The 25764-nt window shown below is 58.0% G+C and carries 20 protein-coding genes and 1 tRNA gene; 11 read left to right on the forward strand and 10 right to left on the reverse strand.

The features are described 5' to 3' along the window. Positions 1 to 370 precede the first annotated feature (370 nt). Entirely contained in the window at positions 371 to 673 is a 303-nt protein-coding gene (locus G518_RS0103715; RefSeq protein ID WP_028601380.1) for a hypothetical protein, read from the forward strand. A 450-nt stretch (positions 674 to 1123) separates the two neighbouring features. Beyond that, positions 1124 to 2092 carry a hypothetical protein gene (locus G518_RS0103720; RefSeq protein WP_156909268.1) on the forward strand — a complete coding sequence of 323 codons (969 nt, stop codon included), beginning with the start codon at positions 1124 to 1126 and terminating at the stop codon, positions 2090 to 2092. A 68-nt stretch (positions 2093 to 2160) separates the two neighbouring features. Here the strand turns inward: G518_RS0103720 and G518_RS0103725 are convergent, their stop codons facing one another. Further along, positions 2161 to 3180: a hypothetical protein gene (locus G518_RS0103725; protein ID WP_028601382.1), complete on the reverse strand. Its 1020-nt coding sequence runs from the start codon at positions 3178 to 3180 to the stop codon at positions 2161 to 2163. Between the two features lie 188 nt (positions 3181 to 3368). Here G518_RS0103725 and G518_RS0103730 point away from each other — a divergent pair, with 188 nt between their 5' ends. Beyond that, positions 3369 to 3596, forward strand: a complete 228-nt coding sequence (locus tag G518_RS0103730; protein ID WP_028601383.1) for a hypothetical protein — start codon at positions 3369 to 3371, stop codon at positions 3594 to 3596. A gap of 151 nt (positions 3597 to 3747) precedes the next feature. Here the strand turns inward: G518_RS0103730 and G518_RS0103735 are convergent, their stop codons facing one another. The 3 genes from G518_RS0103735 to G518_RS40330 all read right to left on the reverse strand — a co-directional run bounded on the left by G518_RS0103735 (position 3748) and on the right by G518_RS40330 (position 6312). After that, positions 3748 to 4656, reverse strand: a complete 909-nt coding sequence (locus tag G518_RS0103735) for a hypothetical protein (protein WP_028601384.1) — start codon at positions 4654 to 4656, stop codon at positions 3748 to 3750. Between the two features lie 156 nt (positions 4657 to 4812). After that, a complete protein-coding gene (locus G518_RS0103740) occupies positions 4813 to 5721 on the reverse strand; it encodes a hypothetical protein (protein WP_156909269.1) in 909 nt (302 codons plus the stop codon). 393 nt (positions 5722 to 6114) lie between these two features. Then, positions 6115 to 6312 (reverse strand): hypothetical protein, encoded by a 198-nt coding sequence (locus tag G518_RS40330; RefSeq protein WP_169457892.1) that lies wholly within the window; start codon positions 6310 to 6312, stop codon positions 6115 to 6117. 1 nt (position 6313) lies between these two features. Between G518_RS40330 and G518_RS38260 the strand changes: the two genes are divergently transcribed. After that, on the forward strand, positions 6314 to 7381 hold the full coding sequence (locus G518_RS38260; protein WP_169457893.1) for a leucine-rich repeat domain-containing protein: 1068 nt from the start codon (positions 6314 to 6316) through the stop codon (positions 7379 to 7381). A gap of 263 nt (positions 7382 to 7644) precedes the next feature. Here G518_RS38260 and G518_RS0103755 read toward each other — a convergent pair. Next, a tRNA-Arg gene (locus G518_RS0103755) sits at positions 7645 to 7720 on the reverse strand. Between the two features lie 19 nt (positions 7721 to 7739). Then, positions 7740 to 8372, reverse strand: a complete 633-nt coding sequence (locus tag G518_RS33765) for a TetR family transcriptional regulator (protein WP_036593537.1) — start codon at positions 8370 to 8372, stop codon at positions 7740 to 7742. A 217-nt stretch (positions 8373 to 8589) separates the two neighbouring features. On the opposite strand from G518_RS33765, the gene G518_RS0103765 reads away from it, so the two are divergent. From G518_RS0103765 to G518_RS0103780, 4 genes are all read left to right on the forward strand, one after another. Then, positions 8590 to 9876 carry an efflux RND transporter periplasmic adaptor subunit gene (locus G518_RS0103765; protein WP_051235989.1) on the forward strand — a complete coding sequence of 429 codons (1287 nt, stop codon included), beginning with the start codon at positions 8590 to 8592 and terminating at the stop codon, positions 9874 to 9876. 18 nt (positions 9877 to 9894) lie between these two features. After that, positions 9895 to 13161, forward strand: a complete 3267-nt coding sequence (locus G518_RS33770; protein WP_084651448.1) for an efflux RND transporter permease subunit — start codon at positions 9895 to 9897, stop codon at positions 13159 to 13161. After that, entirely contained in the window at positions 13154 to 14677 is a 1524-nt protein-coding gene (locus G518_RS0103775; RefSeq protein ID WP_051235991.1) for an efflux transporter outer membrane subunit, read from the forward strand. The genes G518_RS33770 and G518_RS0103775 overlap by 8 nt, the downstream gene beginning before the upstream one ends. A 132-nt stretch (positions 14678 to 14809) precedes the next feature. Beyond that, entirely contained in the window at positions 14810 to 15673 is an 864-nt protein-coding gene (locus G518_RS0103780) for a c-type cytochrome (RefSeq protein WP_028601390.1), read from the forward strand. Positions 15674 to 15782: 109 nt separating this feature from the next. Here the strand turns inward: G518_RS0103780 and G518_RS0103785 are convergent, their stop codons facing one another. Next, on the reverse strand, positions 15783 to 16247 hold the full coding sequence (locus tag G518_RS0103785) for a DUF2501 domain-containing protein (RefSeq protein ID WP_028601391.1): 465 nt from the start codon (positions 16245 to 16247) through the stop codon (positions 15783 to 15785). Between the two features lie 315 nt (positions 16248 to 16562). Between G518_RS0103785 and G518_RS0103790 the strand changes: the two genes are divergently transcribed. The 3 genes from G518_RS0103790 (at position 16563) to G518_RS0103805 (ending at position 21280) form a co-directional block, all read left to right on the forward strand. Beyond that, complete coding sequence (locus G518_RS0103790) at positions 16563 to 17318, forward strand: YoaK family protein (protein ID WP_028601392.1); 756 nt, start codon at positions 16563 to 16565, stop codon at positions 17316 to 17318. Positions 17319 to 17687: 369 nt separating this feature from the next. Then, positions 17688 to 19307, forward strand: a complete 1620-nt coding sequence (locus G518_RS0103800) for an acyl-CoA carboxylase subunit beta (RefSeq protein WP_028601393.1) — start codon at positions 17688 to 17690, stop codon at positions 19305 to 19307. Next, complete coding sequence (locus G518_RS0103805) at positions 19304 to 21280, forward strand: acetyl-CoA carboxylase biotin carboxylase subunit (RefSeq protein ID WP_028601394.1); 1977 nt, start codon at positions 19304 to 19306, stop codon at positions 21278 to 21280. The genes G518_RS0103800 and G518_RS0103805 overlap by 4 nt, the downstream gene beginning before the upstream one ends. 178 nt (positions 21281 to 21458) lie before the next feature. On the opposite strand, the gene G518_RS0103810 is transcribed toward G518_RS0103805, so the two are convergent. From G518_RS0103810 to mrdA, 3 genes are all read right to left on the reverse strand, one after another. Continuing rightward, positions 21459 to 22988 carry a catalase gene (locus tag G518_RS0103810; RefSeq protein WP_028601395.1) on the reverse strand — a complete coding sequence of 510 codons (1530 nt, stop codon included), beginning with the start codon at positions 22986 to 22988 and terminating at the stop codon, positions 21459 to 21461. A gap of 97 nt (positions 22989 to 23085) precedes the next feature. Continuing rightward, positions 23086 to 23802 carry an MgtC/SapB family protein gene (locus G518_RS0103815; protein WP_028601396.1) on the reverse strand — a complete coding sequence of 239 codons (717 nt, stop codon included), beginning with the start codon at positions 23800 to 23802 and terminating at the stop codon, positions 23086 to 23088. Between the two features lie 6 nt (positions 23803 to 23808). Beyond that, positions 23809 to 25758 carry a penicillin-binding protein 2 gene (mrdA, locus tag G518_RS0103820; protein WP_028601397.1) on the reverse strand — a complete coding sequence of 650 codons (1950 nt, stop codon included), beginning with the start codon at positions 25756 to 25758 and terminating at the stop codon, positions 23809 to 23811. Between the last annotated feature and the right edge of the window lie 6 nt (positions 25759 to 25764).

Genomic DNA, 25764 nt, shown 5'->3' on the forward strand with positions numbered 1-25764 from the left:
CCTGGGACGTGCCGCGAATGAGGTTGCCCTGGAAAGAGTTGAGCGACTACGCTGCATTGCCGAGCTGGCAAATTCATTGCTGAGATCAAACGTCCGCAGTTCGGCGGCTTCAACTGGCCTGTGCCTAAGGTCAACCTGATCCTTATTCTTCGAAAAGATTGTTTCCAATTCGAAGAAAGTGTTGTTCTCGTTCGGTGGTTTTAAACACCCCCGTTCAGGCGCAAACTACGTCTTACGGAGCCGGCCAGTAGCTTTCCAAGCAAAAGCCTCCTCCGCGGTGAGTCCGAAAAGATAAAGCGGATTCAACGAAGAGGAGGCCGCCTTGACGGGCAGTCTCGCTGGACAAAGATTCAATTCAAAGGAAAAGATCATGCAAGTTAAAACCATCGCCCTCGCTTCCCTGTTCTCCATCGTTCTGGCTGGCAACGCTTTCGCAGCCCAACCAGCATCTGGCGAAGGCCCATTGTTTCTGAACGAAGCACAAGCCGTCAGCACACTGAGCCGTGACGCTGTGCGTCAGGAAGCCATTGCCAACCCACCCCTTGTTAACGGTTACGACTCTGTTTCCGATGCCAAGTCTGTGCGCAGCACTGCGACCCGCGCCCAAGTGCGTGAGTCCACCCGTGACGCCATTGCCCACGGTTTCCACGTGAAAAGCGGCGAATCAGCCTGATACCGCTCAACGCGGCCTGCGACAAGGCCGCTCAAACGAAAAACGAGATGCATGTCATCTCGTTTTTTTTTGCTTCATCTGCGGATCGCTCTTGCGCCTAAAAGCTCCGAAACAGCGGACAACCTGAGCGACAGCGTTTCAATTGCCCAACGCAACGGGACGTTACTGAGGCATCAACTAATTTGGCTTGGGCCGAAACCATCCAAATTCAGCGTGAGGCTAACCCTTATATGTTGTTTTCCGCAGTCGGCGTCTTTAACGACGCAACTGCCTTGGCACGAAGCCTTCAAGGCCAAAGCAACTCGTTTTTCGATCTCGATATGAGACGTTCGAGTTATTGGTCTCAGCGCAGAAGGCCATTCCAAGGCACTAATTTTCAAGCCCTTTAGGCGCCCTTCAAATTAGCCTGCCGCAGGCTAGTAGAACAATTGCGCCGTTTAGACTAGCGCAATGAACCAGCCTCCAATAGAGCGATTTTGTAGCGACTGTGGACTTAACCTTCGCCCCCTCGAAGTTCCCCATATTTCAGGCTCTTGTGATGTCTGTGGTCGTACGAAGTACTTTATTAGGCTGGGCGAGGGAGGAAAAGGGCTTCACGCCAAGGCAGGGGAGACCATTGCGATTCCCACCGCCCTTCTTCAAATGTCACTTGACCCATCCAAGGTACAAGGTCGCCTCTCCCGAGAAGGCATCCCTTACTTCTTGCAGAAGCTCTTAATGGAAGGGATGCCAGCAAAAGTTGACGAGCTCAGTGAGAGGATCAATATCAGTAGGGAGGTTTGGGAAAACGAACTTCAGCAGAGCGATAAGCTCGCGGGTATCGATTTGGGATCACCCGAGGGCGGCCAGCAGATGTTCCAGAGGCTCAAAGAGGAGATGGACAGTCGCGAATGGCGTATGCTTGTAAAAATTATGCTCTCGGGTGAGTTAGGACGGACCATAGAGGCTGGTAAAGCAGATGAAGCAGCCTATTTTGGCTTGCTGATCGGCCTGAACCACGCTCTGACAGTTGTCCAAGAACCTTACTTTGAAGAGACTGTCTGGCGGGGATATAAAGCTGGCATTGCCATCCATGAGTGCAGTAATGCCATGGACATAGTTCTCGGTGAGGTAGAAGCCCTTGCTGAACTAGATCCACTTTTTGAAAGGACTGGGGAAGCGACTCTACGTACCTGGCTCGACAGCGGTTCCGCATTAGGGCCTCGATTGGGCATATCTACCGTTCCAGAGGCGCTTCTTGCCGCACGCGCCAATTGGCACCTCGACGAATTCAGACGCAAGAAAGAAGAGAACGCAAAACGACCAGCCGAGCGTCGCGCAAAATCCGAACTGCTTCTGAAGTGGGCTCAGTTGTTTATCCCGCCGACCGCTATCGGAGCAATTATTGGTAGCTTAGCGACGTACTTGAAGCTTCACTGAACGGTCAGACCTTGGGAGACTCAAACCCGTCTCCCTACATGCGCAATGCTGGTCAAATCGCTGCCGACTCAACGCCGTTTGCGCTTCCTCAGCTTACCTTTCGAGACCTGTTTCACAGGCGTGATAACCGGCTCCACGGTCCTGCCATCTCCCCGCATCAACACCCTGGCTTCGCCTGTCTCCGCCCACTCCTTCAAGCTCCATGGCGTATCGGGTTTCGTCTTATCCCGAAGGAACTCCTCGACGGCAACGTGTGCGATCTCTAAGTTATCAGCGGCAAGGAATCGCATCGCGTCTTCGAGGTGAGCTTGGGCAGTACGCAGCGTTACGTCCCAACCGAAGCACAGCTTGCTTGCGTCCTTCAGTCTTTTAGTCTCCATGTTGGGATCAACTTCAGTGATTAAACGGAACGCTTCATCCACCCCCGCTACGACTTCATTCTTAAAGTCCCAATACAGCCATTTCATGGACGGTAACCTTCCAACTTGCTCCTCGATGTAGCGGACTTGGTCGCGCTTCTTTCCTGTGTCGCGCATGAGGCGCAAGATATCCTCTTCGGATCGTTCTGACACCCTGGTCACCGCCATGTCTTCGCGCTTCGCTCTGGTGATTAGGTAGGCGTATGCCTGCGCTCCGATGCGCCGATTGAGACATCCCATTAGGTGATAGACCCACCGTACACCGAACTGCTGATTCACCAGTGACGTTACTTGCTGCCGAACCGCAGGAGCGCGCTCCTGCAGTGCAAGAATCTGGTTCACCGCGTCGCGTCGATCCGCGTTGCGCCTGTAGGTCGCATTGGCAATGTCGAAATCCTCTCCGAAGTGGTTTCGACCGCACACATGACCAATGTTGGTCTCGTGTCCTTCTGTCGTGCGGACAAGAAACCCGTGGAGGTGACCTTGATGGCATGTGGTGAGGCCACAGGGGACTTCATTGCCGAACGTGTACGGGGTGAGGACTTCCGCTAGGCGATTGAGCTTCGGATCAACATCGGTCCTAAAGCTTGGTCTTCGCAGAAGGTCAGAGTAGGTGGAAGGAGCCTCGGTGAATTGGGTCAGATGATCGGGGAGTGCGATAGTGTCCAAAGGCGTGTCCTAGCGGTGCAATCTACCGCTCAGCGCAATAGTAATACTGATGCTGTATAAATGTCCAGCCTATATCTTCATCCAGTAAAAATTTAACTTTAAGGGGAAGATCATGCAAGTTAAAAGCATCGTCCTCGCTTCCCTGGTTTCTATCGTTTTGACCGGGCAACGCTTTTGCAGTACAACTAGTGTCTGACGAAGATCCACAGTTTCTGAACGAAGCACAGGCTGTCAGCACACTGAGCCGTGACGCTGTGCGCCAGGACGCCATTGCCAACCCACCCCTCGTTAACGGTTACGACTCTGTTTCCGACGCCAAGTCTGTGCGTAGCACTGCGACTCGTGCCCAAGTGCGTGAGTCCACCCGTGACGCCATTGCCCATGGCTTCCACGTGAAAAGCGGCGAATCGGCCTGATAGCGCCCAACGCGGCCTGCAACAAGGTCGCTCAAACGAAAAACGAGATGCATGTCATCTCGTTTTTTTTGCTTCATCTGCGGATGACTTTCGCTGGAACGGCATATTGCTCAATCTCAGACGAGGCTCGCCTGATCCCGTAACCGCTCTCTTAATCGTCGTTACCCCACGAATTACCTATCCACAAACCAACAACGAGTGGAACGAGCCAGTGACAGGCGCTATGACATGAGTTGGTTGGAGATGCCTGGGTGAAATTACTGGCGACGGGCGGCGCGATGTAGGACTCATTGTGGCGGGTGCGCCACCAGCCTTCAGCGATGATGCTAATACAGGCAAACGGCAGCAGACCCAATGCTAGTAATAAGCCGGGAACAATCAGCACACAAGACACCCCCCAGAGGGCTGCGAGCAGACCCGTGGCGATAAAACTCACAACTAGTTGAGCCAGCCACTCTCCGGGGAGCGGCACATAGACAAAGATGCTGCCCCAAAGGACGAGGAATAAAACACCGCACCAAAGCAGCAGGTGATCTTCAATTCGCTGAGAAAAGAAGGTGCTGAAAGGCATGCTCAGTACTTTTTCCCGCTCGCGTCGCCGTTGTTCCTGTTGTCGAAAATGCTCCACCCACCGGTGTTTTTTTTCTTGCCAGAATCTCTGGAGTGACTCCTCAATGGGTGAGCGCGGCACGCGGGAAGGAACTGGGCGCACGTCAAACGGCAACCCTACAGTCTCTTCCATCGGGACGCGGGGTACGGAGTTCACACTTTTCGACTGCTTCGTTGGACGATGCAGCGCGCCGAGGTGCGTGCAAAGCATCGCCGCGCCCAACACCCCAAGCGCCATCGATCCGCCTTCATCTTCGGCAGGCATCAGAAAGGCACCGCTCAAGAGAAATGCGCCGAGGCCGGCGCCGCTGCCCGCTAACGCTCCGAACAGATGGGCGAGGAAGCGGCTTTTCTTAAGCGCAACGCGGCGATTCGCGACGGTATGCCAAACCCCGACCCACGCTCCAAGCGTGCAGGCCAGCACCAGGAGAACGGCGAGATTTTCATTCACGGGAGCTTCCTTTGCCGACTTGCACTGAAAAATTTACGGGATCTTGATGATAGGTCCCAGGAGGGTGAGAGCCAAGAAATATTGAGCTACGCAATGGCTGCATGATGGCTGTGGAACTCGGTAAATTCAGCATCCTTCTGCGTCGCAAGCAATCGATCAATCAATTTTCTTGGTGCCCATATAGGAGTAAAAAGTATTTCCGGAAGTCAGAAATATTTGAATCTTATTCTTCAGAACACCGAACGAGGTGGTAAAAAGAACACCTTTGAAAACAGTTCCAGCAGGCAAGGCCGCGCCCTTCAGTCCTATGACTCCACCGCTATTAAAATAGCCAAAACTCCACACGGGGACCGTAGTGGTCAATTTAAGGTCAAATACATTGACTGCCGTTCCATGCGGGGCCACAGTCCCCGTCATAACAGCGCCTACATTCTTGTCTACTAGATTGAGGCTGGTTCCGGAAATTAATGGATTTAATAATACAGTAGGGATTGGTGGCTTTTCTGGATCAACTGGAACGCCAGGGTTGCCGAAGCCAGTACCACCGCAGTCGAAAATCGCCTGATTGTAGCCTCCCTCAATCTCAGAAAGTGAAGCTGGGCGGTCATAAATGCTGTCATAGCTTAATGAGAAATTACGTTTCTCTGGTGCGCCTGATAATCCTGTACTTTCAAATGTTAAGCTTATGTTTTCTTTGGTGAAAGCTGTTCCTGAGTAAGCACCAGTCCTGAATGTACTTGTTTCAGCATATATGCCGGAAGCTTCGGCGTATGTGCCAGAGACTGTGTTTCCATTCGCATTGGCTTTGCCGTATGAGACTGCCTCCGGGCAAAACGACATGTTGTTGGGCGCCGCTCTTCCTGAAATTCCAAAATATGAGCCATCATTCAAAATAATGGCTTGCATCATATTGTGGCCGTCAGGATTTGGATCTAAGTAAGTAGTCCAAATCCCCTCGTCAGCTCGAATTACATTAGTAGGAGGTGTATTTCCACCATCACCTCCACAAGCAGTCAAGGCAAGGGCGTAGACCAGCACGCTTCCACAAGTAAATTTATTTTTCATGGGCTTTGGCTTATTGGTGATAGCTACGATCTGAAGCTTTGAATGGAAGTGTCGTCGCCACGAAGCAATTAATCTCGAATGCATCCGCTTTGCGCTCTCGAAATGATAAGCCAGTATTGACTGGTTTCAATGAATAAAAGCGTCCGGTGCGTGTACAGCTCTTCCAATCAAGTGAGGAGGATGTCCTCACATTGAGTTCTCGCCGTTGATGCCGCTGAGTTCTAAAGATTACTCTGAAGCGGCTCACCAAAGTGCGCTGCTCAATTGCTTACAAAATATATCGCTCCTTTGTGTGTTGCATGTTGCTTTCAAAAAGATAGCAAACTTCAGTTATCTACAACTACTCTCAGACGTATTCTTAATAAAAAATATCGAACGTATTTCACTCTAGTCCTAGCGGGTTTCACTATAGACCAAGCCGGATAGATTGAATTTCTGTATCGTGATTAGGGCCTCACCGAACCCATCCATGGGCAGGTGGGCTGGGTGTGCGGCGAGCACACCGAATACGCTGAACAACAGAACATCCGGGGCCTGTAGGAAGCAAGCGCAGTCCACCGGTGCACTCACGTCAACACCAGGGAGCTTCAAGATGTCAGACCTTTCAATGCGCCGAGCTAGTCGCTCCGTGAGCCGCGTACGCGCCATATTCACCAGCTTGGCCATTGCCGCGGGCTCCACGTGCCTCATGCTGCCAGCACACGCTGCCGTACCAGCCGGCGAGCGCCAGGTGCTGATTGACCTTTACAACGGCACGGCTGGCGATGGCTGGACCACCAACACAGGATGGAAGACCGCTGGCACGTTCAGTGCACCTGGCACCGAGTGCACTTGGCATGGCGTTTACTGTGATGTGGCTGGCAACAGGGTCGAGCGGATTCTCATGAGTTCCAACAACTTGGCGGGTCCACTGCCGGCAACGCTGAATACGCTGACGGCACTGACAGACATCGGGCTCGCGATCAATCAGCTGACAGGCGCCATTCCCAGCCTCAACGGATTGACTGCGCTCGAGTATTTCTCCGTTTCCAGCAATCAGCTGACCGGCTCCATTCCCAGTATGAGCGGCTTGTCGGTGCTGCGAACTCTTTACGTAGAAGACAACCAACTCAGCGGGCCGATCCCCAGCCTTGCCGGCCTGCCTGCGCTGGAATCCTTCCGAGTCGAAAACAACCAATTGAGCGGCACACCGCCCGCCGCACCCGCCACATTGCAGCCGGGCGGATCCGCCCTGTGCCCCAACCTCCTGCATACGCCTTCGCCCACCGACGCGGCCTGGAATACCGCACAAGGTTCCACTTGGTCCAGTGGGTGTACGCCGGGTTACCTGGTCAGCGCCACCGCAGGCTCAGGCGGGCGTGTAGGGCCGCCCCAAGGCGTGCAAGCCGGGCTGACGGCCGCAGTCGTGCTCACGCCAGACCCCAACTACATTGTCGATACTGCCTCCAGCAACTGCGGTGGTTCGCTCGCCGGCGCCACTTTCACCACCGGCCCCGTCAACGCTGACTGCACCGTCAGCGCCTCTTTCAGGATGGCCCCAGCGGGCAATCCCACACCCGCGCCCACAGCCGTGCCCACATTGGGTGAGTGGGCGTTGATCGCGATGGGCCTCCTGCTGGGCGGTTTGGGTGTGCGTCAGGTCCGGCGTCCCACGCGCTGAATGCTGAGACAACCGGTGCTTCACCATAAGCGCCGGTTGTGTCGTCTACGGCAAAAAGGAGTCCCTCGTGACCCACTCTTCACGCCAAGCTGGTCACCTGCACCGCGCAGTAACTCGATTCCCTGATTGGCCAATGGAAAAATCGCCACTTTCGTTGTGATGATTCTGCAGCACCGCCTGGGTTGCGTTGGACAAGAAAAAAGCCCGCCATGCAATCGCTGCATACGGGCTCTGGAATCCGGCGGGATTTCTGGTCTTGTTCTTGGTGCGGCTGGCGGGGATCGAACCCACGACCCTCGGCTTCGGAGGCCGATACTCTATCCACTGAGCTACAGCCGCATTTGAAGTAAGCCCTGCATTATCCCTGATTGTGGGCGTTCACCGGTGAAGACAGGCCGAGTCCACGTAAAAAGACATCGAGTGCGTTCAAACCGGTGGCTTCCAGATCGAAGGAGGGATCAAGCAGCCAGCTGAAGACCAGCCCGTGCACCATGGCGTGCATCCCATGGGCCAACTGCTCAGCAGGGGCTGGAAGTGCAACGCCGAGCTGCTGGCTGGCGTTTTCGAGTGCGGAATGCTGGCAGAGCACATGCTCGCGCTGAGTCTGTAGATGACGCTCCCGAATGGCGCCCAGTTCCGGGGTGTGTTCCACCATCAGAGTGGCAATCTCCAGCACGCGCCGGGTTTGCTCGTCGCGAACGATCTGCCGCAACGCATGTTTCAGGCCTTGGCGAAGCGCGGCGATGGGGTCATCTCCGGTGACGTCCGGCAGCATGCATTCGAGAGGGAGCGTGACTCGCTCCAGCATGGCGTTGAACAGGTCAGCCTTATCCTTGAAATGCCAATAAAGAGCGCCACGAGTCACTCCCGCAGCCTGGGCGATGTCATTCAAAGATGTGCGAGAGACTCCGCGCTGCAGAAACACGTGCTCTGCGGCATCCAGCAACGCGCTGCGCGTCGCTTGAGCGTCTTCCTTGGTACGGCGGGCCATTGAACGATCAGATAGAGATAAAAAGAGGATATTTCGTTCGATATTAGCATATACATTCTTGAATGTATGTATAATTCCGAACGTTTTCACTCGGTTATTACGCCGGTTGCTGCTAGATTTACGTGGCAGACCTGCAGTCATCCGCAATGTCTACCCAGTGCTTGCTCCACCGCGGGGCCGCACTCCCTTTTTTTCCAGAAAAGCAAGAGAAATCAACATGTCAGATACGCGTGCCGTTCGCTATTCGTTGCCTCCGCGCCTGCTGCCTGTAGGCGCTGCCGTGCTGCTGGCCTTGTCTTTAGCCGCCTGTGGCAAGAAAGACGCCGCTCCAGCCGGGGGAGCTCCCGGCGGTGGGATGCCTCCACCTCAAGTTGGAGTGGTGACTGTTCAGCTCGGTACTGTGGGCTTGGTGACGGAGCTTCCTGGCAGGCTCGAAGCCTCCCGGGTCGCTCAAGTGCGTGCACGTGCAGCAGGCATCTTGCAGAAAAGGCTCTTCCAGGAAGGCAGCGATGTCAAAGCCGGGCAGGCGCTGTTTGCCATAGATCCCGCGCCCTACAACGCAGCCCTTCTGAGCGCGCAGGCTACAGCAGCCCGCGCCCAGGCCAACCTGTCGCAGGCCGCAGCGCTTGCCGACCGTTACAAGCCTCTGGTGGAAGCTAACGCAGTCAGCAAGCAGGAATATGCCAATGCGGTGGCCGCGCGAGCCCAGGCTGAAGCTGATGTGCAGGCTGGCCGTGCTGCCGTGGAAACCGCCCGCATCAACCTCAGTTATGCGAGGGTCACCGCACCTATTAATGGCCGCATTGGCCGCGCATTGGTCACTGAGGGCGCGCTGGTCGGCCAGGGTGAGGCTACTCAGTTGGCGGTCATCCAGCAGATCAACCCGCTGTATGTGAACGTCACGCAATCTGCTGGTGAAGTGATGAAGCTGCGTCAGGCCCTGCAAAGCGGCCAGCTGTCGCGTGCCGGCGGTGGCGAAGCTGCCAAGGTGCAAGTGATACTGGAAGACGGAAGCGTCTACGGCAGCCCCGGTAAGTTGTTGTTCTCCGATTTGTCGGTAGATCCAGCGACTGGTCAGATCAGCTTGCGTGCTGAAGTGCCCAATGCACAGGGCATGTTGCTGCCAGGCATGTATGTACGCGCACGCATTGAGCAGGCGCAAGTCAACAATGCCATCTTGCTGCCACAGCAAGCAGTCACTCGCGGCAGCAAGGGCGATTCAGTTCTGGTGGTCGCAGCCGATGGCTCGTTTGCTCCGCGCCCAGTGAAAGTGGGTGAAGCGCAAGGCAAGTCCTGGGTCATCCTGGATGGCCTCAAGGCAGGCGAGCAGGTGATCGTGGACGGCGTGATGAAGCTGATGCCAGGTGTGAAGGCCGTAAAGGCCGTGCCATGGCAAGAAGGCAAACCTGCCGCAGCTCCAGCAGCCCCGCCCGCGTCAGCCCCCCAAACCCCAGCTTCCGGCGTAGTTGCCGCGCAAGCACCGGCTTCAGCAGCTTCCAAGTAAGCAGCGAGGACTCAAGGCATGGCCAAGTTTTTTATTGATCGCCCCATCTTCGCATGGGTGATCGCTCTCTTCATTATGGTGATTGGGGTAACCGCAATCACCCAGCTGCCCATCTCGCAGTACCCCAAAGTGGCACCGCCCACCATCGTGCTCGCCGCCGCCTATCCTGGTGCTTCGGCAAAAACGATGGAAGACGCCGTGCTGTCGGTGATCGAGCGCGAAATGAACGGCTCTCCTGGGCTGGCTTACATGGAGTCGGTGGCTCAGGCTGATGGCTCCGGAAGCATCACGCTGTCGTTCGAGCCAGGCACGGACGCCGATATGGCGCAGGTCGATGTTCAAAACCGACTTTCGCGCGCCACGCCTCGTCTGCCCACCACGGTGGTTCAGCAGGGTGTCCGGGTCGAAAAATCGCAATCGAACTTCTTGCTCTTCGTGATGCTGTCTTCGTCCAATGCCGATCTGGACGTGGCTCAGTTGACAGACTACGCCTCCCGCAACGTTTTGCCTGAGTTGCAACGGGTAACCGGCATTGGCCAAGTGCAGCTGTTCGGCTCCGAGCGTGCCATGCGGATCTGGGTCGACCCTGCCAAGCTGCAAAGCTTTAACCTCTCCCCGTCTGACGTGAGCAGCGCTATTCAGGCGCAAAACGCGCAAGTGTCGGCGGGCTCGATTGGTGACTTGCCGTTGATCGCGGGACAAACCGTCGCAGCGACGGTCGTTGTGCCTGGGCAGATCAGCAGCGTAGAGCAGTTCGGCAATATCGTCTTGCGCGGCCTCGCCGATGGTAGTTCTGTACGTCTGAAAGATGTGGCGCGCATTGAGCTGGGCGCGCAGAGCTATGCCACAAGTGCGCGCCTGAACGGCGAGCCTGGTGCTGGCCTGGGTGTCATGCTCTCGCCTTCCGGCAATGCCTTGGCCTCAGCCGAAGCCATCAAGAAGCGCATGAAAGAGCTGGAGCCGTATTTCCCGGCTGGCATGCATTGGACCATTCCATACGACAGCTCCGAGTTCGTGAAGATCTCGATCAACGAAGTGGTCAAGACCTTGGTCGAAGCCATTGTGCTGGTGTTCCTGGTGATGTTCCTGTTCCTCCAGAACTGGCGCTACACGGTCATCCCAACCATTGTGGTGCCGGTGGCACTGCTGGGTACATTTGCTGCGCTGCTGGCGTTCGGCATGTCCATCAACGTGCTGACCATGTTCGGCATGGTGCTGGTGATTGGTATCGTGGTGGATGATGCCATCGTGGTGGTTGAGAACGTGGAGCGGATCATGGCCGAGGAGGGGTTGTCACCCTTGCTTGCCACACGAAAAGCCATGAGCCAGATCTCGGGCGCCATCATCGGTGTGACGGTGGTCCTGATTGCGGTGTTCGTGCCGCTGGCGTTCTTTGCTGGATCAGTCGGTAATATTTATCGCCAGTTCTCGGCGGTCATGGCCGTGTCGATTTTCTTCTCGGCATTCATGGCGCTTTCGCTCACGCCAGCTCTCTGCGTCACCTTGCTCAAGCCAGTTGAAGCTGGGCATCACGATGAAAAGCGCGGGTTCTTCGGGTGGTTCAACCGAGGCTTCAACCGTACCGCCAAGGGCTATGAAGGCGTGGTGGCCAAACTGCTGCGTCGCTCTGGACGATTGATGCTGGTCTATCTGGCACTCGCAGCGGTCGTGGCCATCATGTACACGCGACTGCCCACCTCCTTCCTGCCTTCGGAAGATCAGGGCTATCTCATCGTGAACATGCAGTTGCCTCCCGGCGCCACCATGGAACGCACTCAGAGCGTCGTGGAGCAAATGGAGAGCTTCATGAAGAAGCAGCCAGAGGTGGCCAACGTGGTGTCCGTCTTGGGTTTCTCCTTCTCTGGTCAAGGTCAGAACGCGGCACTCGCATTCGTTCCGCTGAAGCATTGGGATGAGCGAAAAGGCCCGGAACATAGTGCTGACGCTATTGCGGGCCGTACGATGGGAGCGCTCTCGGGCGTTCGGGATGCCTTTATCTTTGCGCTGAATCCACCTCCTATTCCGGAGTTGGGCAACAGCTCCGGCTTTACCTTCCGTCTTCAAGACCGGGGTGGAAACGGTCATGATGCTCTGGTCGGTGCGCGCAATCAGATGCTGGGCATGGCTATGCAGAGCAAAGTGCTGGCGGGCGTGCGTCCTGACGGCCTCGAAGATGCGCCTCAGCTGCAGGTGGACATTGACCGCGACAAGGCCGCTGCTCAAGGCGTGAGCTTTGCCGCGATCAATAACGCGATTTCTGCGTCACTGGGCTCGGCTTACGTGAACGATTTCCCGAATGCAGGCCGTATGCAGCGCGTGGTGGTGCAAGCGGATGCTCAGGCCCGTATGGAACCGGAGGATATCCTCCGCCTGACTGCGCTCAACAGCAAAGGCCAAGCGGTACCGCTGTCCGCGTTTGCGACAACCCGCTGGATCACCGGCCCTATGCAGACCATCCGCTACAACGGCTATCCCGCGATGCGGATTGCGGGCGGAGCTGCGCCAGGGTTCAGTACGGGCGAGGCGATGAAGGAGATGGAGACGCTGGCAGCTAAATTGCCTGCAGGCTTCGGCTTTGAGTGGACTGGTCAATCACGCGAGGAAAAGCTTGCGGGCAACCAGGCGCTGATTCTGTACGCTTTCGCCATCTTGGCGGTGCTGCTGGCGCTCGCTGCGCTGTATGAGAGCTGGTCGATCCCGCTGGCCGTGATTTTGGTGGTTCCGCTGGGCGTACTTGGCGTGTTGCTGGCCATTACCGGGCGTGGGCTCCTGAACGACGTGTACTTCCAGGTGGGTCTGATCACGATCATTGGGCTATCGGCCAAGAACGCTATTCTGATCATCGAGTTCGCCAAGGATCTGCAGGCGCAGGGCATGAGCGCGATTGAATCAGCGCTGGCTGCTGCGCACCTGCGGTTCCGCCCGATTGTCATGACTTCGCTGGCGTTCATTCTGGGTGTGCTGCCGTTGGCGATTGCCACCGGAGCGAGTTCTGCCAGCCAACGTGCCATCGGTACCGGCGTGATCGGCGGCATGGTCGTGGGTACTTTCCTGGCTGTGTTCTTCGTGCCGATCTTCTTCGTGGTGGTGCGGAAAATCTTCAAGAGCAGCCCACGCGAGCGTGAACGTTATGCCGAGCATGCGGCGCAAGCGGGCATTACTCCTGAGGCCGCGCACGCCTATGTTGAAGCGGCTGAGCACGGCCTCTCCGCAGAAGAGCGGCGCGCCATGCATGAAGGTGCCGAGCCTCCAGTAGCTGGCGCCAAAAAGGACTCACATGACTAAGTACCGTATTTCCCGCGCTAGTGGAGCAATCCGGCCGCTCACGGCACTGGCTCTGGCCAGTGTGCTGGCGGGCTGCTCGTTCATTCCTACCTACGAACGCCCTGCTGCGCCAGTGACCGCGCAATGGCCCGATACCGCAGGTGCGCAGTTGGTCGGTGGTACTGCCGCGGCAGATCTGCCGTGGCAAGAATTCGTGCATGACGTCCGTTTGCGCGAAATAATCGAGTTGGCACTGGCTAATAACCGTGACTTGCGTGTGTCGATCCTGAATATTGAGCAAGCCCGTGCTCAGTACCAGATCCGCCGGGCTGATCAAGTGCCCACCCTGTCGGGAGCGCTTTCCGGGACGCGCCAAGCACCTAACGCAGCCGGTGGTGAGGGCGGCTCGAACGTGAGCTCTGTCTATACGCTTGGCGTGGGGATCACGGCTTGGGAGCTGGATTTCTTTGGCCGTGTGGGCGCCCTTAAGGACGCGGCCCTGGCGCAATACCTGGCCACGGAAGAAGCTCGCAAGTCGGCGCAGATCAGCTTGGTCAGCTCTGTAAGTACGGCATGGCTGGCTTTGCAAGCAGATACCGAGCTGCTGCTGCTGGCAGAGCGCACGCTCGCCTCACGAGATCAATCGTTGCGGTTGACCAAGCTGCGCTTTGACAACGGCGCGTCATCTGCACTCGACTTGCGCCAAGCCGAATCGCTCAGCGCCTCTGCGCAGGCGGCGCGGGCTCAGCAATTGCGTCTGCGTGCGCAAGATATCAACTTGCTCACCTTGCTGGTGGGTCAGGCGATTCCGGAGCGACTGATACCGGCCGTGCCAATGGTGGCGGTTGCACCGCCGTCCAATGATTTGACTCAGGCTACGCCACCTGTCGCCCCGACGGGAGAGCTTTCCACCTTCACTGCGGTGCCGGCTGGACTGCCTTCCGACTTGCTGCTGCGCCGGCCGGATATTCGCGCTGCCGAGCAGCAACTGATCGCTGCTAACGCCAACATCGGCGCTGCGCGTGCGGCCTTCTTCCCACGCATCACCCTGACTGCCAGCGCTGGACGTGCGAGCACCACGCTGGATGGGCTGGTGAGCTCAGGCGGTGCGGGGGCCTGGTCCCTGGCTCCCAGCATTACGGTACCGATCTTCGACAGGGGCCGTAACCAGGCGAACCTGGATGTGGCCAAAGCCGGTAGAGAAATTACCGTGGCGCAGTACGAGAAAGCCATCCAAACGGCGTTTCGCGAGGCTGCCGACGCACTGGCCGGCCGCGCCGCGCTGGGCGATCAACTGAAAGCGCTTGAGGCTCAGGCTACCGCCGAACGCGACCGCTTCCGCCTGGCGGATCTGCGCTATCGCAACGGCATTGCCAGCTACCTGGATCTGCTGGATGCACAGCGTTCGCTCTTCTCCACAGAGCAAGCGCTGGCCCAGACGCGGCAGGCTCAGCGTACCAACGAAGTGCAGCTCTATAAGGCACTTGGCGGAGGCTGGAGTGAGCCCGCCGCCGGTACTTCGCGCCCTGCGGGTTAAGAGGCCCTTGCGCGTGCGCTGAGGTGCACGCGCAAGCCGCCCTATAATCAGCGGCTTGCAGCGGAGCCGCGCATGATGACGCACGTGCTCCGCAATAGAAAACCACCACGAACTGATCCCCCCGAGGACGCCATGAGCGACAACACGCACGAGGAAGCACACACTGGCCCGGTCAAGACACCCAAACAGCTATTTTGGGTCAGTTTCGCGGCATTCGTGATCCCGGTGTTTATCATCATCGGCCTCGTTTACTACGTTACTTCGGCGAACAAGCTTTCGCCTGGGGCCACAGATACTGAGCGCGCGATCGCCCAGCGTATTCAAAAAATCGGCACCGTGGAAATCCGCGATGCCAACCGCCCACTGGCTGGCGGCGAAGAGGTGTACAAGGCGCAATGCGCGGCCTGTCATGCCACTGGTCTGGCGGGTGCGCCCAAGTTCCAGGACGCCGGTCAATGGGCAGCCCGTATCGCTACCGGCCTTGACAAGCTTATTCATTCGGCGCTTGCTGGCAAAGGCGGTATGGCGCCACAGGGCGGCGGTAACTTCACAGATGTGGAAATTGGCCGCGCCGTAGCCTACATGGCCAACGCAGCTGGTGCCAAGTTTGCTGAGCCCGCGGCTCCAGCGGCGAACGCAGCAGCCTCAGACGCAGCGCCTCAAGCCGCAGCCGCTCCAGCAGCAACGCCCGCACCCGCTGCGGTGGTGGCAGTAGCTGCCCCTGCGGCCGCTGCGGCTCCAGCAGCAGCTGGCGGTCCAGCTGTGGGCAAGGCTTTGTATGAAAGCGCTTGCGTGGTTTGCCATGCGGCAGGTGTGGCAGGTGCGCCTAAATTCGGCGACAAAGCAGGATGGGCTCCGCGTCTGGGTGTTGGCTTCGAAGAAATCCTGAAGATTGCCACCACGGGTAAAGGTGCCATGCCAGCCAAGGGTGGTACGACTGCATCTGATGCTGATTTCAGAGCTGCCGTTCAGTACATGGTGGATTCGGTTAAGTAATTAACCCGCCCACTTAAAAAAAAGCCGGTCATAGACCGGCTTTTTGCATTTTCAGATCCCTTGGTCATCCACCTGCCGCGCTTTCGGGCGGCTAGGGGAGACACGCAGGCTAAATCAGCGACTTGGCATTGGAGAGCACGTAGTCGCAGGCTTTGGTTTTGATCTGACTGCCCACGTTGTCGAGACTCATTGACTTGCCATCGCTGCCTTGCAGGAGGCCTTTGACTCCGGTGTCGTAGCCGGTTTGCTGTGGTTTCTGGCCGGTGACCATGCCGAGCAGTTTGTCCTTCACGCCACCAGCGGCATCGGCGCTCAGGTAGTTGTTCTTGACGCAGTACTCCAGTACCCCCGCTGCATTGCCCAGGCTGCTGCTGCCAATGCTGGGCATGGAGAGGCCCAAGCCACTTGCCAGGGCCGCAGCCGCGCCGGTTTTGGCACCATCGCCGCTGGTGCCAGAGGTGGCGTTGGACTGGTTGAGCCGGTCCTTGAGCGCATCAAGCATTTGGCTGTGAGCAAACGGGGATGCCATTGCGGCGAACAAGGCCATGGTGGCTAGAACAACACGTTTCTTCATAAGGACCTTTCCCGGAAAAATGTATGGATTGAGTCAGTCTAAGCTGGAAGCCGAAGACCCTGCAGCCCGAGGTACGAAAATGATCAGTAGGCGTGGGGCAATAGTTCCCGGAAAGGAGAATTTCCTTGGGTACGTGTCCTGACGCACGGTGCGCTCCAGACTGAATTTCGTAGTCTCGCAGGAGCGTTTCAGCTGTAGCCACTTATTCAGACGGGGACTACCGCCACTTGCTTTCTACGCTGTTGTATTGTCAAGCACTCGCCTGTTATTGCCACGTATTCGACATGAACCAACTTCAGTCAAGTGAGATAGCCCGTGCCGACTAACTATGCTCGATTTCTAGTCGGTCGTCATCGCACCACAGCGGGCAACCGGCAATTGGGGTGGTTTCTCGCGTTTGTGGCGGGCGCTCTTAATGCTGGAGGATTCTTAGCCGTACAGCAATATACCTCGCATGTCACGGGTATGTTGTCGGCGCTCGCAGACAACTTCGCTTTGGGCTATCTCGATCTGGTGGTCGATGGAATGGTTGCCATACTTGCGTTCCTTCTAGGGGCCATATGTAGCGCCATCCTGGTTAATTTCGCTCGCCGAAAGGCAATGGCTAGTGAGTATTCGCTTCCGTTGCTCCTGGAGTCGGCACTCATCCTGTGCTTTGGTTTACTGGGTGCCCGCCTGGCATCGTTTGACGGACTGCTGATTCCTTTTACGGTTGTTCTACTGTGCTTCATCATGGGCTTGCAGAACGCGGCCATGACCAAGCTTTCAGGAGCGGTTATTCGCACGACCCACATGACCGGTACCGTGACAGACCTTGGTATTGAGCTGGGCAAGCTGATGTATTGGAATATCGATAGAGGCAGACCGTCTGAGCACCATGTCCGGGCCGATCGGGATCGAATTGTCGTGCTCGGAGGCCTATTGCTGGCTTTCCTGTTGGGAGGCATCTCCGGGGCTTTTGGCTTTAAGCAGGTCGGCTATGGCTTCACGGTGCCGCTTGCGGTGCTGCTTGCCCTTATTTCACTGGTGCCCGCATGGGATGACATCTGGCATCGGAAGTCTAGGGGCTAAAGCCTGTGTTCAATGATGGATAGCGTCAGTGGTAGAGGGGTCTCACGAAGCGCGCCGGGCAAACGCGATTTGCGGTGCCTGGCAAGCGCCAGCGTTAGAAGCGTTTCGGGAAAGCGTGTGCGACGTTCGCCTCAAAGCCGCGCCAAGCCACCATAGTGGCTTGTCGACCGACAACGCGATCAAGGGATGCCGGCGCTCGCTGAGTCCGCTGCGGGACAACCCTCATCTAATTTGGCTCATTTTCACCAGATCAGAAGTCGCCATGCGACTACGATGTGTTGCATGCTGGCGAGCCGGATTCGGGCTTGCAATCGAAGCCGCTCCTTACTGTGAGACAGAGTGGCTTCAAACGTATCAACCAAGAAGACCATGGCCAATATCGAGACTTCCTTATCAGTAGCCAGTGATGCCTATCGCGCTAACCGGGAGGGTATGCAGTTGCTCCTGACCCGAGTCCGGCTTTATGAGGAGCGGACCCGGCAAAAATCTGCTGCTTCACGTGAGAGATTTGAAAAGCGTGGCCAGATGCTGCCGCGTGAGCGCCTGGCGCTGCTGCTCGATCCGGGAACACCATTCATGGAATTTTCCACCCTGGCAGGCCTGGGGCTGGACAACGCTGATCTCGACAAAAGCGTGCCAGGTGGGGGCGTGATCGCCGGCATTGGGTTTGTCAGCGGCATCCGGTGCATGGTGATGGCTTCCGATTCCGGGATTGATGCGGGTGCATTGCAGCCCATGGGCCTGGACAAAATCTTGCGGGCGCAAGAGCTGGCGCTGGAAAACAAGCTGCCTTACGTTCAGCTGGTGGAGAGTGCGGGCGCCAACCTCATGGCATACCGGGTGGAGGATTTCATTCGCGGCGGCAATACGTTTCGCAATCTGGCGCGGTTGTCAGCAGCAGGTTTGCCGGTAGTCACAGTGACACACGGCTCATCTACCGCGGGTGGGGCCTATCAAACGGGCTTGTCTGACTACATCATCCTTGTGCGGGGTAGATCCAGGGCATTCCTGGCAGGGCCGCCACTGCTCAAGGCTGCCACCGGCGAAATTGCCACGGAAGAAGAGCTTGGCGGCGCGGTGATGCACGCCTCTATCTCCGGTCTGGGAGACTATCTGGCCGAAGACGACCGCGATGCCTTGCGTATTGCACGCGAGGTCATGGGCCAGATCGATTGGAATCACGGCGTGCCTGCCGATGCACCCCGCCGCTTCAAGCCCCCGCGCTACGACGGCGAGGAGCTTCTGGGCATCATGCCGATGGATCACAAGCGCCCGGTGAACATGAAAGAGGTGCTTGCCCGCATCGCTGACGACTCCGAGTTTCTGGAGTTTGGCGAAAACTATGGGGGCGCCACCGTGTGTGGGCACATCAAGATTGAAGGCTGGCCCTTGGGTGTCATCACCAACAATGGTCCCATCGATCCCGCCGGAGCCACCAAGGCCACGCACTTCATTCAGGCTTGCTGCCAAGCCAAAACTCCCATTCTCTACCTGAACAACACTACGGGGTTCATGGTGGGCAAGGCTTATGAAGAGGGTGGCATCATTAAGCACGGATCCAAGATGATTCAGGCGGTGACCAACGCCACCGTGCCGCAGATCACCTTGTATTGCGGCGCTTCGTTCGGAGCCGGCAACTATGGCATGTGCGGGCGCGGCTTTCACCCGCGTTTTTGCTTTTCATGGCCCAACGCCAAGACGGCGGTGATGGGCGGCGAACAGGCGGCTGAGACCATGGCCATCGTCACCGAAGCGGCCATGCGGCGCAAAGGGGAGGTGGATCAGGCTCGTATCGAGGCGCTCAAGCAAAATATCATCGATCGCTTTGATCGCCAGATGAGTGTGTTCACCACCAGCGCGCAGCTGTTGGATGATGGCGTGATCGATCCGCGTGACACCCGGGCCGTGTTGGCCAACGTACTGGCCACCTGCCGTGAAGCGGCCGCACGCCAACCTCAGTCCATGCAGTTTTCAGTTGCCCGGCCATGACCGTATCTACTCCCTTTCACAAGATTCTTATTGCTAACCGCGGTGAGATCGCGCTGCGTGTGATCCGCACGGCCCGCGCCATGGGCTACATGACGGTGGCGGTGTATTCCACAGCCGATCTGCACTCTCGCCACGTGCTTGAGGCTGATCAAGCCGTGTGTATAGGCGAGCCGTTGCCGGCGCAGTCTTACCTGAACGTGGATTCCATCATTGAGGCGGCGCGCCAGACCGGGGCCGATGCCGTGCATCCTGGTTATGGTTTTCTGGCGGAGAACGCAAGCTTTGCCAAGGCGTGTCGTGATGCGGGCTTGGTGTTTATTGGCCCTTCGCCCGAAGCCATCATTGCCATGGGCCACAAGGCGGGCGCCAAGAAAATCATGATGGACGCCGGGGTGCCTTGCATTCCAGGTTACCAAGGCGAAGACCAGAGTGCAGCACGGCTGTTGAGCGAGGCAGAGCGCGTTGGCTTTCCAGTGATGATCAAGGCCACTGCCGGTGGGGGTGGACGAGGCATGCGCCTGGTGAGCGCGGCCAAGGAGTTCCCCGATCTGCTGCGCAGCGCCCAGTCTGAGGCCCAGAATGCTTTCGGTGACCCCGAGGTCATTCTGGAGCGCGCTATCACCACGCCGCGCCATATTGAGATCCAGGTTTTTGCTGATCGGTATGGACATGCCATTCACCTCGGCGAGCGGGATTGCTCGGTACAGCGACGCCATCAGAAAGTGATTGAGGAGGCGCCTTCGCCGGCGGTGGATGCGGCCTTGCGCGATCGCATGGGCGCTACGGCCGTGGCCGCGGTGAAGGCCATCGGCTATGAAGGCGCCGGCACGCTTGAGTTTCTACTCGATCAAGATGGCCATTTCTACTTCATGGAAATGAACACCCGCCTCCAGGTGGAGCACCCAGTTACCGAGGCCATCACAGGGTTGGATTTGGTGGAGTTGCAGTTGCGTGTGGCGGCAGGGGAGAGGCTGCCACTGAAGCAGGAGGATGTGGTTTTCCAAGGGCACGCCATTGAAGTACGCCTGTGCGCCGAAGACGTGAGCAAAGGGTTCATGCCTCAAAGCGGCACGATGCTGCTCTGGCAAGCACCCGGCAGCCTGCGTGTGGAACAGGCGCTGAGCTCCGGGGCAGAGATCCCCCCTTACTACGACTCCATGATCGCCAAGATCATTGCGCACGGCACCAGCCGTGATGAGGCACGCCGGCGCCTGATGTTGGGGCTTCACCAGACCGTGGCGTTGGGGGTGACCACCAATCAGGTGTTCCTGGGCAGTTGTTTGCGGCATCCGGTGTTTGCGGCAGGAGGGGCGACTACGGGGTTCATTGCGGAGCACCAGGAGCAACTGCTGCAAACGGAAGGCCTTGCTCGCGAGCGCGCGCTGGCCGTGGCTGCTGTGCTGCTTTTCGAAACCACCAACGAACGCTCTACGCAGAGTGGCTTGCGGCGCCTGGCGCACTCGCTACCGGTGGGCATGCTGCTGGAGATTGATAACGCACGGCACAAGGTCCAGATCACGCAGAGTAGCTCACACTGTTTTGAGATTCAGGTCGAAGGGCGGCAGCACGTGATTGATTTGGTGGGGTTCGCCCCGCAGCAGGCTCGCCTGGTGGTCGATGGCGTCATGGAGAGCGCCGCTTTCCTGCGCGACGGCTCACAGCTGCTGCTGCACTACCGGGGGCAGCCTGTCGCCGTGAACGATCACACCCGCAGTGCCGCTCTGCGCTCAGCGGCTGGAGATGGCGATGGCAAAGTACGCGCATCGATGAACGGGCGCGTGGTGGCGGTGCTGGTGGCCGAGGGCGATCTGGTCGAGGCCGGCCAGCCCATCATCACCCTTGAAGCGATGAAGATGGAGCATGTGCATGTGGCACCTGTGAGTGGCCGGGTCAGCGCGCTGAGTGCGGCCGTGGGGGAGCAGGTCACCCTGCGCCGGGTGTTGGTCGAGATTGCAGCTCCAGCCACGTCTTGAGGCCAAGCTCAGCGCGAACGGTTTACTTCCTGGCGAACATCGAGGGTATGAAATGCGGAGAAGCGCTCAGAGTTTCGTGGCGCCTCAAAAGAAAACGCCCCTGTTTTAGCAGGGGCGTTTGCGCTTGAGCGTGTTGACGATGGGATAAATTGTCAACACGGTCTTCGCAGCGACTAGATCATGCGGGCAGTGCCACCAGCGGGCTGCCGAACATTGGATCGTCTTTCTTGGAGGCCAGTGCTTTCGCCAGGTCCAGGCCCAGTGCCTTGGCCACGCCTGCGCCATAGGCTGGATCGGCGGCGTTGCAATTGCGAATGTGGCGAAACTTGACGAACTCTGGCGCATCGCCCATTCCGCGGCCGGTATTGCCGAAAAGGACTTCCTTCTGTTCGGCGCTCATCAAGCGGAACAGTTTTCCGGGTTGCTCGAAGTAGTTGTTGTCGTCCTTGTCGTAATCCCAATGGTCAGCGTTACCAGTCAGTTTCAGTGGTGGCTCCATGAATTCCGGTTGAGCTTGCCATTGTCCAAAGCTGTTGGGTTCGTAGTGGGGCAGGCCGCCGTAGTTGCCATCGACGCGGCCCGCGCCATCCCGGTGGTTGCTGTTGACTGGGCAGCGCGGCTTGTTCACCGGGATTTGCTGGTAGTTGGTGCCCAGGCGGAAGCGCTGCGCATCTGCATAGTTGAAGAGCCTTGACTGCAACATGCGGTCTGGGCTGGCGCCAATACCGGGAACCAGGTTGCCGGGAGCAAACGCCACTTGTTCGACGTCGGCAAAGAAGTTTTCCGGGTTCTTGTTCAGCTCGAACTCGCCGACTTCGATCAGCGGATAGTCGCCTTTGTACCAAACCTTGGTGAGATCAAACGGGTGCAGGCGGTATTTCTCAGCGTCTGCTTCCGGCATGATTTGTACAAACAGTTTCCACTTGGGGAATTCACCGCGTTCGATGGCTTCGTAGAGGTCACGCTGGTGGCTTTCACGATCCTTGCCCACCAGTGCCTCTGCTTCGGCATCCGTCAGGTTCTTGATGCCTTGTTGGGTGCGGAAATGCATCTTCACCCAGAAGCGTTCGCCGGCCTGGTTCCAGAAGCTGTAGGTGTGCGAAGCGAAGCCGTGCATGTGGCGGTAGCTGGCGGGAATGCCGCGATCGCTCATGACCACGGTGATCTGATGCAGTGCTTCCGGGTTGAGCGTCCACCAGTCCCAGTTATTCAGCGCGCTGCGCAGGTTGGTACGAGGATCGCGCTTCACGGCTTTGTTCAAGTCGGGAAACTGGCGCGGATCGCGAATGAAGAAAACGGGGGTGTTGTTGCCAACCATGTCCCAATTGCCCTCTTCGGTGTAAAACTTGAGGGCAAAGCCACGGATATCGCGCTCGGCATCGGCCGCGCCGCGTTCGCCCGCCACGGTAGTGAAGCGCGCAAACATCTCGGTTTTTTTACCCACCTCGCTGAAAATCTTGGCTCGGGTGTAGCGTGTGATGTCGTGTGTGACTTTGAAGGTGCCGAAGGCGCCTGAGCCCTTGGCGTGCATGCGGCGTTCAGGGATGACCTCGCGCACGAAATTCGCCAGGCGCTCTTGCAGCCACACATCTTGCGCCAACAGCGGGCCACGGGGGCCAGCGGTCAGGCTGTTGCGGTTGGTGGATACGGGGGCGCCGAAGTCCGTGGTCAGATGAGTCACGGGGCACTTCTTGATATCGTCGCTCATTGGGTAGGTCTCTTTGTAGTGGGAGTAGGTCCACTATAGAAGAGCTAGAGAGATCCTTCCAATTAATTCCCCTTAAAACCGCGATAGGCGATAGCGATCACTCCGTAGTGCTTGGGCTCCAGAAGGCTTGGGTGACGTAGGGGCTGGCTGCCAGCCGGGCCACCAGGGCGTCCAATTCCTCACCATCTACGCCTGTCACGGTCAACACGGCTTCAATTTCCACAGCATCGTCTCCGAACGCGTGTGCATCCAAATCTCGCGTTGGATAGCGGGATTTTTCGAGTTCGGCTTCGAGCAGCTGCATGGCTTGCCTCTGCCAGCTCTTAGGGGAAATTACATGAACGGTATTGGTCACCTCCACCGCTTCAGTATCCAGCGGTTGGCGGTTGATGCGGTTGACGATAGGGCGCAGCAGCGTGTTGGCAGCCAGGACGAACGCGGTGCCCAGCACCGCCTCGATGATCAGATCGGAGCCCGCGCAAGCGCCCACGGCGGCGGAGCACCAAATGGTAGCCGCGGTGTTCAGGCCTCGAACGTTGCCATCTTCACGCATGATGACGCCCGCGCCCAGAAAGCCAATACCCGAGACCACGTAGGAGATGACTCGTGTGGCACCGTCAGCGCCGGCCAGACGGTAGGCAATGTCGACGAAGATGGCCGCGCCCACGGCCACCAGGACGTTGGTACGCAGCCCCGCCGTGCGCTGGCGGTACTGGCGCTCCAACCCTATGGCACCGCCCAGAAAGAACGCAGTCGAGAGACTGAGTAGCGTGTCTAGAAACGATGCGAGGTCGATGTTCTGAAAGGCTTGCATAGAGCTTCAGGGGGCGGTTTGCGGTGGGGAAATGGCCATATCGGACGCACGGCGCGGGGTGCCTATGGGGGCTCCGGCCTGACCTCGTTGAACGGCGGCCATGTCTTGCTCGCTGGGGAAAATGCCGGAGAGCCAATAATCCATTGTTCGCCTCACCAGAGGCGCAGCATGCGCGGCGCCAAAGCCCGCGTTCTCCACGATGGCGGCCACAGCAATCCTGGGATTGTCTGCCGGTGCAAAACCAATGTAGAGGGAGTGGTCACGCTGGTACTCAGCCAGACGGGAGGCGTTATAGCGCCCCTTTTGGCCGATGGTGATGGCTTGCGCTGTACCTGTTTTCCCGCCCGAGACATACTGCGCACCTGCAAAGACGCGTGTGGATGTGCCCTCTTGTGTCACGCCCACCATGGAGCGGAGCACCAGAGCCACGTTTTCTTGCTTGTAGCCCAGGCTCTTCGGAGGCGGCTGAGGGACCTCCACAAACTCTTGCGTAATGGAATTTTGCCGCGCTTTCACCAGATGAGGTGTGTGCCACACCCCTCCGTTGGCCAGTGTGGCCGTGGCTTGCGCCACCTGCAGCATGGTGAAGTTGTTGTAGCCCTGTCCGATGCCCAGGGAAATCGTTTCGCCAGCAAACCACTTCTGTTGCTCGGGCCGCTTGTACGCGTTGCGCTTCCATTCGGTGGAGGGCAAGATGCCACGCGTTTCTCCAGGAATGTCTATCCCGGTGACCTGCCCGAAGCCCAGCGGCTTCATGAAATCATGGATGGCGTTGACACCCATGTCGTTGGCGAGCTGGTAGAAATAGACGTTACTGGATAGGGTGATGGCGCGCCGGAGGTCGACCGCACCCAACGCGTGGCCAGAGCGGAAGGTATGGCCACCAAAGGTCCAGGAGCCGCCGTCCATCACCACGGTTCCTGCGGCTCGTTTTCCTGTTTCCAGCGCTGCAAGGCCCATGAAGGGTTTGTAGGTCGAGCCTGGTGGGTAGGTGCCACGAAGAGCGCGATTGAGCAATGGCTTGTCGAGCGAACCGTTCAGTTCAGCCCAGGTTTCATGGTCAATGCCTTCGACGAACAGGTTCGGGTTGTAGGTGGGTTTGCTGACGAAGGCCAGCACCTCACCGTTACGTGGGTCCAATGCGACCAGTGCACCGCGCCGCTCCCCGTAAAGATCTTCCACCAGCTTTTGCAGAGTGATGTCGATTGACAAGCGAACCGAGTCCCCAGGAGTTGCTGGGTGGCTGGCCAAGCGCCGTACCGCTTGCCCGCCAGCTGAAGTCTCCATCTGTTCTACGCCGGTGGTGCCGTGCAGCAGTTTTTCGAAGCTGCTTTCGATGCCGAGCTTGCCGATGTAGTCGGTGCCGCGATAGTTGGCCTCGTCTTCGGAGTCGTCGATGCGTTCTTTTTCAGCCTGGTTGATGCGCCCGATATAGCCGACGACGTGCGCGCCCGCTTCACCGAGCGGATAGGTTCTAAACAGCCGAGCCTTGATCTCCACGCCGGGGAATCGATAGCGCTGAGCCGCAAAGCGCGCGACTTCCTCGTCTGAGAGGCGCATACGGATGGGTAGCGACTCGAAGCTTCGCGAGTCTTCCATGAGGCGCTTGAAACGACGGCGATCGCGTGGCGTAATCTCCACCACTTCGCTGATCGCATCAATGGTCTCTTCCAGAGGGCGAGCGCGTGAAGGTGTGATCTCCAGCGTGTAGGCCTTGTAGTTGGTGGCCAGCACCACGCCATTGCGATCAAGGATTTGTCCGCGGTTGGGCACGATGGGCACCACGGCGGTCCGGTTGGTTTCTGCGCGTTCGGCGTAAGCATCGTGGCGAACGACCTGCAGCACATACAGGCGCGCAACGACCAATCCAAAGCCAAAAAGCATGACGAGCCCGACCACCAAAAGGCGCAGGCGAAAGCGCTTGATGTCCGCTTCGACGTTACGCAGCTCAGTCATGGGGCG

The organism is Ottowia thiooxydans DSM 14619 (assembly GCF_000422885.1).
GTDB lineage: Bacteria > Pseudomonadota > Gammaproteobacteria > Burkholderiales > Burkholderiaceae_C > Ottowia > Ottowia thiooxydans.

Excerpts from the sequence above, each read along its gene's own strand:
- G518_RS0103715 (WP_028601380.1), top strand. The coding sequence starts at position 371 with ATGCAAGTTAAAACCATCGCCCTCGCTTCCCTGTTCTCCATCGTTCTG.
- G518_RS0103720 (WP_156909268.1), top strand. The coding sequence starts at position 1,124 with ATGAACCAGCCTCCAATAGAGCGATTTTGTAGCGACTGTGGACTTAAC.
- G518_RS0103740 (WP_156909269.1), bottom strand. The coding sequence starts at position 5,721 with ATGAAAAATAAATTTACTTGTGGAAGCGTGCTGGTCTACGCCCTTGCC.
- G518_RS38260 (WP_169457893.1), top strand. The coding sequence starts at position 6,314 with ATGTCAGACCTTTCAATGCGCCGAGCTAGTCGCTCCGTGAGCCGCGTA.
- G518_RS33765 (WP_036593537.1), bottom strand. The coding sequence starts at position 8,372 with ATGGCCCGCCGTACCAAGGAAGACGCTCAAGCGACGCGCAGCGCGTTG.
- G518_RS0103765 (WP_051235989.1), top strand. The coding sequence starts at position 8,590 with ATGTCAGATACGCGTGCCGTTCGCTATTCGTTGCCTCCGCGCCTGCTG.
- G518_RS33770 (WP_084651448.1), top strand. The coding sequence starts at position 9,895 with ATGGCCAAGTTTTTTATTGATCGCCCCATCTTCGCATGGGTGATCGCT.
- G518_RS0103775 (WP_051235991.1), top strand. The coding sequence starts at position 13,154 with ATGACTAAGTACCGTATTTCCCGCGCTAGTGGAGCAATCCGGCCGCTC.
- G518_RS0103780 (WP_028601390.1), top strand. The coding sequence starts at position 14,810 with ATGAGCGACAACACGCACGAGGAAGCACACACTGGCCCGGTCAAGACA.
- G518_RS0103785 (WP_028601391.1), bottom strand. The coding sequence starts at position 16,247 with ATGAAGAAACGTGTTGTTCTAGCCACCATGGCCTTGTTCGCCGCAATG.
- G518_RS0103800 (WP_028601393.1), top strand. The coding sequence starts at position 17,688 with ATGGCCAATATCGAGACTTCCTTATCAGTAGCCAGTGATGCCTATCGC.
- G518_RS0103805 (WP_028601394.1), top strand. The coding sequence starts at position 19,304 with ATGACCGTATCTACTCCCTTTCACAAGATTCTTATTGCTAACCGCGGT.
- G518_RS0103810 (WP_028601395.1), bottom strand. The coding sequence starts at position 22,988 with ATGAGCGACGATATCAAGAAGTGCCCCGTGACTCATCTGACCACGGAC.
- G518_RS0103815 (WP_028601396.1), bottom strand. The coding sequence starts at position 23,802 with ATGCAAGCCTTTCAGAACATCGACCTCGCATCGTTTCTAGACACGCTA.
- mrdA (WP_028601397.1), bottom strand. The coding sequence starts at position 25,758 with ATGACTGAGCTGCGTAACGTCGAAGCGGACATCAAGCGCTTTCGCCTG.